Genomic DNA, 7,387 nt, shown 5'->3' with positions numbered 1-7,387 from the left:
CGTGCCCACACTTAGGCCGACGCCTCCTTCCACCCCGACGCCTACACCCACGCCCATACCTTCTGGCCCAAGGATCACAATCCCTAGCTTACCTGCAGCTGCAACGGTAACTATTACTCAGGCAGACGGCACAGTTATTGCCACTTCCACATCGGTGTCTGGGGATGTCGTCACCTTCCCGGCTCCGTTTATCCTTCCCTTTGGCGGTCAGGTTCGTATCACCCCTGCTATCCCTTCCCCAGCGCCCATCACAGTGGGAACCATCACCCTTAGCACCTTCGACAACACAACTAACCCTGGCAGCACGACTTATTTCAACCTTGGACCTAGCATTCCCGTAAACTAGCTTTTGTCTGTGTTTAGGCGATTGGTTTTCCTTTGGCTCAAGGTTGCTCAGGCGTGGAAGGCTACCCTTTTGAAATGTGAGGATGCTATGGGTATTTCTGCCGTTTCTTCCCCTGGAGACTTAGCAGTTGCCCTGCCGCCGGGTTTTGATGTCCCTTTGGGTACCTACCATATGGGTGACCCTGCCTTTCGGTTTCCCTGAAGGGGGGTTGGCAAACCTTGCAAGCAGCTTTGGCTCTTAATTTCGTTTTCTTGTTAGAGATTTGCGATGGCTACCTACAACCCTAGTTGCAGCCAGCGTTCTTCGCTAGCCTCCGTGCTTCTAGCCTCCTTCCTAGTAAGAGGGGGCGGCTGCCTGTTCTTTTTCTTCCGAACCCTATGATGAAACTGTTTGAACGTTGCTCCCAGTCAACTGCTTCCATTCGCTTTACCATAACACTTCGCAAACAGTTCGCAGGAGCGGAATTGTCGCCCAAGCCTTTAGCGGGTTAGCCGCCTCAGGGGAATCTGCGGGTAAGTTCACACTCTCTTTGCCCCTAGGGATAGGTCTCTCCACCAGCAATCTAGGCCGTTGGCTGTTCCGACTACTCCACTGCAGCTTTGGCTTCCTTCTCTTTGGCTGCCTTGGCAGCGCGCATTTCCGCCAAAATCTCTTCGGGTCGTTTACCGGCACGCTGGGATCCGGCAGGTAAGTCGTGGGGATCGATTACCCCTTTGGGCAGATAGGCAAACTCCCGCAGTGGGGTCACCATTGGGTCCTCAGTTACCTTGGAGGGCAAACGGCCCATCGCCACCTGATGGTAGTTGAGGTCATGGCGGTCGTAAGTAGCCAACTCATAATCCTCGGTTACCGAGAGGCAGTTGGTGGGGCAAAACTCCACACAATTGGCACAGAAAATGCACACCCCAAAATCAATGCTGTAGCTGTAAAGCTCTTTTTTCTTCAGCTCTGGGTTGTAGGCCCAATCCACCACCGGCAGATCAATGGGGCAAACCCGAACGCAGATCTCGCAGGCAATACACTTATCAAACTCGAAGTGGATGCGTCCCCGAAAGCGCTCAGAGGGGATCAGCTTTTCGAAGGGGTATTGCACGGTTACCGGGCGCCGGCCCATGTGGTCGAAGACAACCCCCATCCCTTGGCCAATGTATTTGGCAGCTCGGAAGGCATCGCCCACATATTCTTTGACACGCTTTAGAAAAGTCATGGTCTATGTTCTCCCTCTCTGGCCTCTTTACTTCTCATTCAACCCCCAAAAAAGGTGGGGAAGGCGAGCTTTAGGGCTGCCGTCAGCAGCAAGTTAACAAAGGATACGGGCAGCAAAAACTTCCACCCCAAGTCCAGCAGTTGGTCAATGCGCACCCGCGGCAAGGTCCAGCGCAGCAGGATGGCCAAGAAGATGAAGATAAAAGCTTTGACCATCGTCATGACAATGCCTAAGGCCGCCGCGCCGATCTGCAAGAAAGGGTTATCCAAAGGAATCCCGGCAAGTGCAGCAATCGTTTCCACCGGCACCACAAACGACCAACCCCCCAAGTACAGCACTGCCGCAATCAGAGAAGCCAGCAGCAAGTTGGCGTAGGATCCCAGATAAAAGAGGGCAAACTTCATGCCGGAGTACTCCGTTTGGTAACCGGCTACCAGCTCTTCTTCTGCTTCCGGCAAATCGAACGGGATCCGCTCCGTTTCCGCCAGAGCCGAGATCAGGAAAATGACAAAGCCAATGGGCTGCCGCCAGACGTTCCAGCTCAGAATGCCCAGGCCGCTCTGCTGCTCCACGATCCCCACCGTGTCCAGACCGTTGCTCATCAGCACCACGGCCAACACTGACAGGGCCAGCGGCAGTTCGTAGCTGATCGATTGAGCTGCCGCGCGTAGCCCACCCAGCAAGGAGTACTTGTTATTGGAACCGTAGCCCGACATCAACAAACCGATGGGTTGCACGCTGGAGGTGGCGATCAGGAAGAACACGCCAATGGCAATGTTGGAGATCAATAGGTTCTGGCCAAAGGGAACCACCAGGTAGCACAAAAAGACGGGCAGGAAAACCAATATCGGCCCCAGCGTGAACAAAACCGGGTCGGCCAGGATGGGCAGAACATCCTCTTTAGTCAGCAGCTTGATGCCATCGGCAATCGGGATCAGCACCCCCTGAGGGCCGGCCATGTTGGGGCCAATCCGCTGTTGGGCTGCTGCCGAGATTTTTCGCTCCAGCCAGGTCATGACCATCACCCCCAAGGTGGCGGCGATGATCAGCAGCAACATCGGCAGGGGCATCCAGAGGGCATGGGCTGCGCCTGCTCCCAAGCCTAGGTTCTGTAGGGCAGTCTCGAAGCCAAGTTGTAGGTCGATACCAGCGTTTGTCATGGGGGTGAGTAGCTCCCTAGAGATGGCGGGTTGGGTAGGGTTTGGGATCCCTGTAGCTAGGTCTTGCCGTTGGGATCCGATTGGGGGGGACGGTTGCGGCGGCGTAGCTCCTGCTGGATGATGGCCTGAAGGCGAGCATCGGATAGCTCCTCCGCGCGGCGGCGCCTTTCCTCTTGGTACTTAGCCCATTGCTTGGGGCCAATAATCGCAGCAATGACAGACACAATCAACAGCGGCAGAACCAAGATCGCCCAGGCCATTGCCTTTGTCCTCGCTTTCCGTAAGTATCTTAGCGATCCACCTCGCCCATGATGATGTCAATGCTGCCGAGGATGGCGATCATGTCGGCTACCTTCATGCCGCGAATGAGCTGAGGCAACACTTGCAAATTGACAAAGCCGGGGGGTCGGATCTTCCAGCGCCAGGGGCAAACGTTGTCGTCTCCCACGATGTAAATGCCCAGCTCTCCTTTGGCGCTCTCCACCCGCACGTAGGCTTCCCCTTTGGGGATCTTGAAATTGGCGGAAGGCTTTTTGCTAATGAACTGGTAGTCCCCTTTGTTCCACTCCGACTTCGGCCCCTCCAGCATCCGCTTGGCTTCCAGGTTTTCAAAGGGGCCTCCTGGCAAAGCCTTGACGGCTTGCTGCACGATCTTGCAGGACTCGCGCATCTCTTTCATGCGCACCCGATAGCGGGCTAGGCAATCCCCTTCGGGATAAACGGCCACCTCCCAGTCGAAGTCGTCGTAGCATTCGTAGTGATCCACTTTGCGCAGATCCCAGTTGACGCCACAGGCCCGCAGCATGGGGCCGGACAGCCCCCAATTGATGGCATCCTGCTTGGAGATGGCTCCCACCCCTTCCAGCCGTCGGCGGAAGATGGGGTTGTCGGTCACCAGCCGTTCGTACTCATCCACTTTGGGCAGGAAATACTCACAAAAGTCTAGGCATTTTTCCGTCCAGCCGTAGGGCAAATCCACTGCTACGCCGCCTACCCGGAAATAGTTGTTGTTGATCAGGCGCATGCCGGTGACGGCTTCAAACAAGTCTAGGATCCACTCCCGCTCCCGCATGGCGTAGAGGAAGGGGGTTTGGGCGCCCAAATCCGCCAAGAAGGGACCAAACCAAAGCAGGTGGTTGGTGATGCGGGTCAGCTCCAGCATGATCACCCGTAGGTAGCTGGCCCGTCTGGGCACGCTGATCCCGGCCAGTTTCTCAACGGCATTGACGGTGATGGCCTCGTTGAACATGCCGGCCCCGTAGTCCCAACGGGAGACGTAGGGCAGGTATTGCACCACCGTGCGGTTTTCGGCGATTTTTTCCATGCCGCGGTGCAAGTAGCCAATCACCGGTTCGCAATCGACGATGTTTTCACCGTCTAGGGTGACCAGCAGGCGCAAAACCCCATGCATGGAGGGATGGTGCGGCCCAAAGTTGAGCAACATCCGGTCGGTACGGGTCTCGATCATGGGCATGGGCATAGCCGCCGCCTCCGCAACTGAAGAATGTTTATAGTCTGCAACATTTGCAGTATAGCGGTTTTCTTCTGCCTTCTCGGGATCCCATGCCATCAAGGATCCCAATCCTCGATATTGAAAATCTCCAGGGGAACTCAACTAGAGTGAGAGAAAAAGGAGGGAGACCGATGGCTATATCCCGTTCACCCGCGAATGGCCCATCCCGGAGAGAGCAGCAACATCCGCAGTATGCCACCGACCGGGCTGTGCTCGATGAGCTGATGGTACAGGCCCAGGAGAGGCCCCTCTCGGATTGGGTACTGGCGGAAGTTGCCCGTTTGCGCATCCGTTACCACGGCTTCCCCGGCGCCTGGGATCTGCAGCGGGATTTGGATCAAATCCTGGAACAGTGGGGCCTGAGCGAAGAAGAGCTGTTCGCCCGGACTCGCCAGATCCATGCCCGCGGCCAGGTGTACGACCGCAGCTTTAGCACGCGAGACGACTGGGCCTAGTGGAGGGTTTGGGTCGGGATCCCTTACCCCCCTGAGAGAGGGGAGTTTGCCGGTTGTTCATGAGACGTGAAGTTGCTCGGCAAAGATGGGATCCAAAGGCACATCCAGGGCGGCAATCACCTTAGTCCAGAAGTTCATAAAGCCAATCCAAGCCGATAGCTCCACCAGATCTTCATCTGACCAAATGGCTTTTAGCTGGGCAAAGAAGCTATCGGTGACCACCATGCTGGGCACGGTCATCCGCTCGGCGTACTCGATGGCCAGCTTCTCCGCTTCGGTGTAGAGGGTGCTGGTGCGGGCCTGGGCCACCGCCGCAATTTTGGCAGGGGAGGCGCCGTACTTTTGCGCCTGCAGGGTGTGGTAGGGAAGGCAGTAGTGGCGGCAGCCGTTGATTTGGGCAATGCGGATGCTGACCAGCTCCTTCAGCTCTTCAGGCAGGTTGGGGTTTTCCGTGTGCAGCGCCCCGTACAGGTTCATCACGGCTCGCATCAGTTGGGGCTTGTGGGCCATCACCTGCAGGGGGTTGAGGGCGGTGCCGTAGGTTTTCTCCAGGCTTTCGTAAACCTTTTGCAGTTGCTTATCGGCTTTCTCTGGGGTAACAGGAGGGATCCGCATGGACAGTCTGTAAAATTGCAGCATTCTCGACTTTAGCGCGTCTGGGGGATCCGCCCAAGCCTAAGGGGGATTCACAGCCTTGGTGAGTGATCCCTTCTCCCGTTGAGAAGGGGGCCTTGGTCTTTTGGTTTCGTTCCAGACACTCCTGCAGGGCTTGCAACCTGTCAAGGATTGCCCAAGGATTGCTCAACGGCTTCCACCTGCTGCTGGGTGGCTGTGGCCCCTTGGTTGAGGGTTTGCTGCAGTTGATCCCGCGATTGGTAAATCTGCAGCGGCCCACCTTGAGGGATCCCCTGCTGGGCAGCTTCCGGGCTGGCTTGCTCTGGTCTCGGCTCCGAACTCAGCGGGTTGCGATAGAGGCGGTTAACCAGCAAAAATCCCACCAGCACCACAGCAGTTGCCACCAAAAGCCGAACCATACTCGGATCCCTTGCAAGCATCTGGTTCTAGAATGCCCAAAAAGAGGAGCAGGTATCCGATGTCGGGCAAAGTTGCGCAAACTTCCCAGCCGGTACGGGTTGGCATTGGCGGCCCGGTGGGATCTGGAAAAACCGCTTTGGTGGAAAAGCTCTGCTTGGCGCTGCGGGACCACCTGTCTTTGGCGGTGGTGACCAACGATATCTATACCCGCGAGGATGCCGAGTTTTTGGTGCGGGCCAAGGCCCTGGAGGCAGAGCGGATCATTGGCGTAGAGACCGGCGGCTGCCCCCACACCGCCATTCGGGAAGATGCCTCCCTCAACCTAGACGCCATTCAGGAGCTGGAGCGCCGCTTTTGCCCCCTGGATCTCATCTTGGTGGAATCGGGGGGGGACAACTTGGCAGCTACCTTCAGCCCTGAGCTGGTGGACGCCTGCATTTACGTCATCGACGTGGCCGAAGGGGACAAGATCCCGCGCAAGGGGGGGCCGGGGATCACCCGCTCCGACCTGTTGGTGATCAACAAGATCGATCTGGCTCCCTATGTGGGGGCAGACTTGGGGGTGATGGAACGGGATGCCCGTCGTATGCGGGGAGACAGGCCCTTTGTCTTTACCAACCTGCGCACGGGCGAGGGGCTGGAGCAGGTTCTCAGTTGGCTGGAGCGGGAGGTGCTGTTTCGCCCCATCAAGGCCAATTCCCCCTCGGTGAGCCGCCTGTGAACTTCGGTAAGGCCATCTTGAAGGCAACCCGCCGAGGCGACCATACCCACATTTGGGAGTATTCTCAGGCTCCCTTGCAATGGCTGGGATCCCTTGGGGAACCGCCCGTCTACTACCTGCGCAACCCCAACGGTGGCCTGCTGGGTGGGGATCGCCACCGGATCGAGATCGGGCTGGGGCCAGGCTCGGCGCTGGAAATTCGCACCCAAGGGGCAATGCGGCTACATCCCGGCTTGATTCGGCAACAGGTCAAGGTCAAGCTGGCCCCCACCAGCCAGTTGATCTGGATCCCTCACCCGACCATTCCGGGGGCAGGGGCAGACTTTCGCCAGCAGGTGCAGATCGAACTGGATCCCACAGCCCGCCTGGCCTATGCCGAGATCTGGACTGCCGGACGGCTGGCCATGGACGAACGCTGGCAGTTTGAACATCTTGCCAACTGCTTGCAAGTTTGGGTCACTGCTGGGATCCCATCCTCCCCCGAGGGGAGAAAACTCTGGCTGCAGGAACACATAGACCTGCACTTTCCCCATCGGCAGGTCTCCGCCGCGTCAGTGCTGGGATCCCATCTCTGTTGGGGATCCCTGTACTTGCTGGGGGATTGGCCGGAACCCACTTGGCTGACCGTTCACATCAGCGGAACGGAGTCCCCATACTGGCTGGTCAAGTCTCCGGATCCCATCTGTAAGGGTTGGATTCTGCGCCAGGTGGGGCCACAGGCAGAGGCCATTTGGCGGCATTTTGGCCAGGTTGCACTACAGCTTGCTCAAGCCAAGGGTGGCTCACCCCAGGGGTGGTAGACTAAGGCTGACTCAAACCAACCGGTTGACCCAAGGCCGGGACGGAGTCCTTTGAACGCTGCTCAACGGATTCTCAGCTAGAAATCGCAGGAGCCCCGCACTGTACCCGTAGGGTCAGTGCCGGGAGGAATGCGCTTTGATGAAGCTGTG

Annotated in this window: 9 protein-coding genes; 3 read left to right on the top strand and 6 right to left on the bottom strand. The window is 57.6% G+C overall.

Annotated features, from left to right (window positions below; all coding sequences use genetic code 11):
* Window positions 1-929: 929 nt before the first annotated feature.
* The 4 genes from ndhI to NW828_RS10775 are packed head-to-tail and all read right to left on the bottom strand — an operon-like array spanning window position 930 to window position 4,187.
* Window positions 930-1,553: an NAD(P)H-quinone oxidoreductase subunit I gene (ndhI, locus tag NW828_RS10790; RefSeq protein ID WP_414344323.1), complete on the bottom strand. Its 624-nt coding sequence runs from the start codon at window positions 1,551-1,553 to the stop codon at window positions 930-932.
* Between the two features lie 38 nt (window positions 1,554-1,591).
* Window positions 1,592-2,713 (bottom strand): NADH-quinone oxidoreductase subunit NuoH, encoded by a 1,122-nt coding sequence (nuoH, locus tag NW828_RS10785; RefSeq protein WP_414331864.1) that lies wholly within the window; start codon window positions 2,711-2,713, stop codon window positions 1,592-1,594.
* Between the two features lie 56 nt (window positions 2,714-2,769).
* Window positions 2,770-2,973 carry a hypothetical protein gene (locus NW828_RS10780; RefSeq protein WP_414331866.1) on the bottom strand — a complete coding sequence of 68 codons (204 nt, stop codon included), beginning with the start codon at window positions 2,971-2,973 and terminating at the stop codon, window positions 2,770-2,772.
* A 29-nt stretch (window positions 2,974-3,002) separates the two neighbouring features.
* On the bottom strand, window positions 3,003-4,187 hold the full coding sequence (locus NW828_RS10775; RefSeq protein WP_041437160.1) for an NAD(P)H-quinone oxidoreductase subunit H: 1,185 nt from the start codon (window positions 4,185-4,187) through the stop codon (window positions 3,003-3,005).
* A gap of 170 nt (window positions 4,188-4,357) precedes the next feature.
* Here NW828_RS10775 and NW828_RS10770 point away from each other — a divergent pair, with 170 nt between their 5' ends.
* Window positions 4,358-4,681, top strand: coding sequence for a DUF3288 family protein (locus tag NW828_RS10770; RefSeq protein WP_414383787.1), 324 nt, complete (start codon window positions 4,358-4,360; stop codon window positions 4,679-4,681).
* A 57-nt stretch (window positions 4,682-4,738) separates the two neighbouring features.
* Here the strand turns inward: NW828_RS10770 and NW828_RS10765 are convergent, their stop codons facing one another.
* Entirely contained in the window at window positions 4,739-5,296 is a 558-nt protein-coding gene (locus NW828_RS10765) for a carboxymuconolactone decarboxylase family protein (protein WP_414383785.1), read from the bottom strand.
* A 164-nt stretch (window positions 5,297-5,460) separates the two neighbouring features.
* Window positions 5,461-5,715, bottom strand: a complete 255-nt coding sequence (locus NW828_RS10760) for a hypothetical protein (RefSeq protein ID WP_414331870.1) — start codon at window positions 5,713-5,715, stop codon at window positions 5,461-5,463.
* Window positions 5,716-5,774: 59 nt separating this feature from the next.
* Here NW828_RS10760 and ureG point away from each other — a divergent pair, with 59 nt between their 5' ends.
* Both ureG and NW828_RS10750 read left to right on the top strand, forming a co-directional pair.
* Complete coding sequence (gene ureG, locus NW828_RS10755) at window positions 5,775-6,437, top strand: urease accessory protein UreG (RefSeq protein ID WP_414383783.1); 663 nt, start codon at window positions 5,775-5,777, stop codon at window positions 6,435-6,437.
* Window positions 6,434-7,237 (top strand): urease accessory protein UreD, encoded by an 804-nt coding sequence (locus NW828_RS10750; RefSeq protein WP_414383781.1) that lies wholly within the window; start codon window positions 6,434-6,436, stop codon window positions 7,235-7,237. The genes ureG and NW828_RS10750 overlap by 4 nt, the downstream gene beginning before the upstream one ends.
* Window positions 7,238-7,387 lie beyond the last annotated feature (150 nt).

Origin of the sequence: Synechococcus sp. W55.2 (genome assembly GCF_047461635.1) — a bacterium.
Classification (GTDB): Bacteria; Cyanobacteriota; Cyanobacteriia; order Thermostichales; family Thermostichaceae; genus Thermostichus.
Note: the sequence above shows the minus strand (reverse complement) of the source record. Positions and strands in the feature narration are given on the sequence as shown.

What these genes read in the sequence shown, in the direction of transcription:
- NW828_RS10780 (WP_414331866.1), bottom strand. Translation starts at nt 2,973, where the DNA reads ATGGCCTGGGCGATCTTGGTTCTGCCGCTGTTGATTGTGTCTGTCATT.
- NW828_RS10760 (WP_414331870.1), bottom strand. Translation starts at nt 5,715, where the DNA reads ATGGTTCGGCTTTTGGTGGCAACTGCTGTGGTGCTGGTGGGATTTTTG.
- nuoH (WP_414331864.1), bottom strand. Translation starts at nt 2,713, where the DNA reads ATGACAAACGCTGGTATCGACCTACAACTTGGCTTCGAGACTGCCCTA.
- NW828_RS10775 (WP_041437160.1), bottom strand. Translation starts at nt 4,187, where the DNA reads ATGCCCATGATCGAGACCCGTACCGACCGGATGTTGCTCAACTTTGGG.
- NW828_RS10770 (WP_414383787.1), top strand. Translation starts at nt 4,358, where the DNA reads ATGGCTATATCCCGTTCACCCGCGAATGGCCCATCCCGGAGAGAGCAG.
- ndhI (WP_414344323.1), bottom strand. Translation starts at nt 1,553, where the DNA reads ATGACTTTTCTAAAGCGTGTCAAAGAATATGTGGGCGATGCCTTCCGA.
- ureG (WP_414383783.1), top strand. Translation starts at nt 5,775, where the DNA reads ATGTCGGGCAAAGTTGCGCAAACTTCCCAGCCGGTACGGGTTGGCATT.
- NW828_RS10765 (WP_414383785.1), bottom strand. Translation starts at nt 5,296, where the DNA reads ATGCGGATCCCTCCTGTTACCCCAGAGAAAGCCGATAAGCAACTGCAA.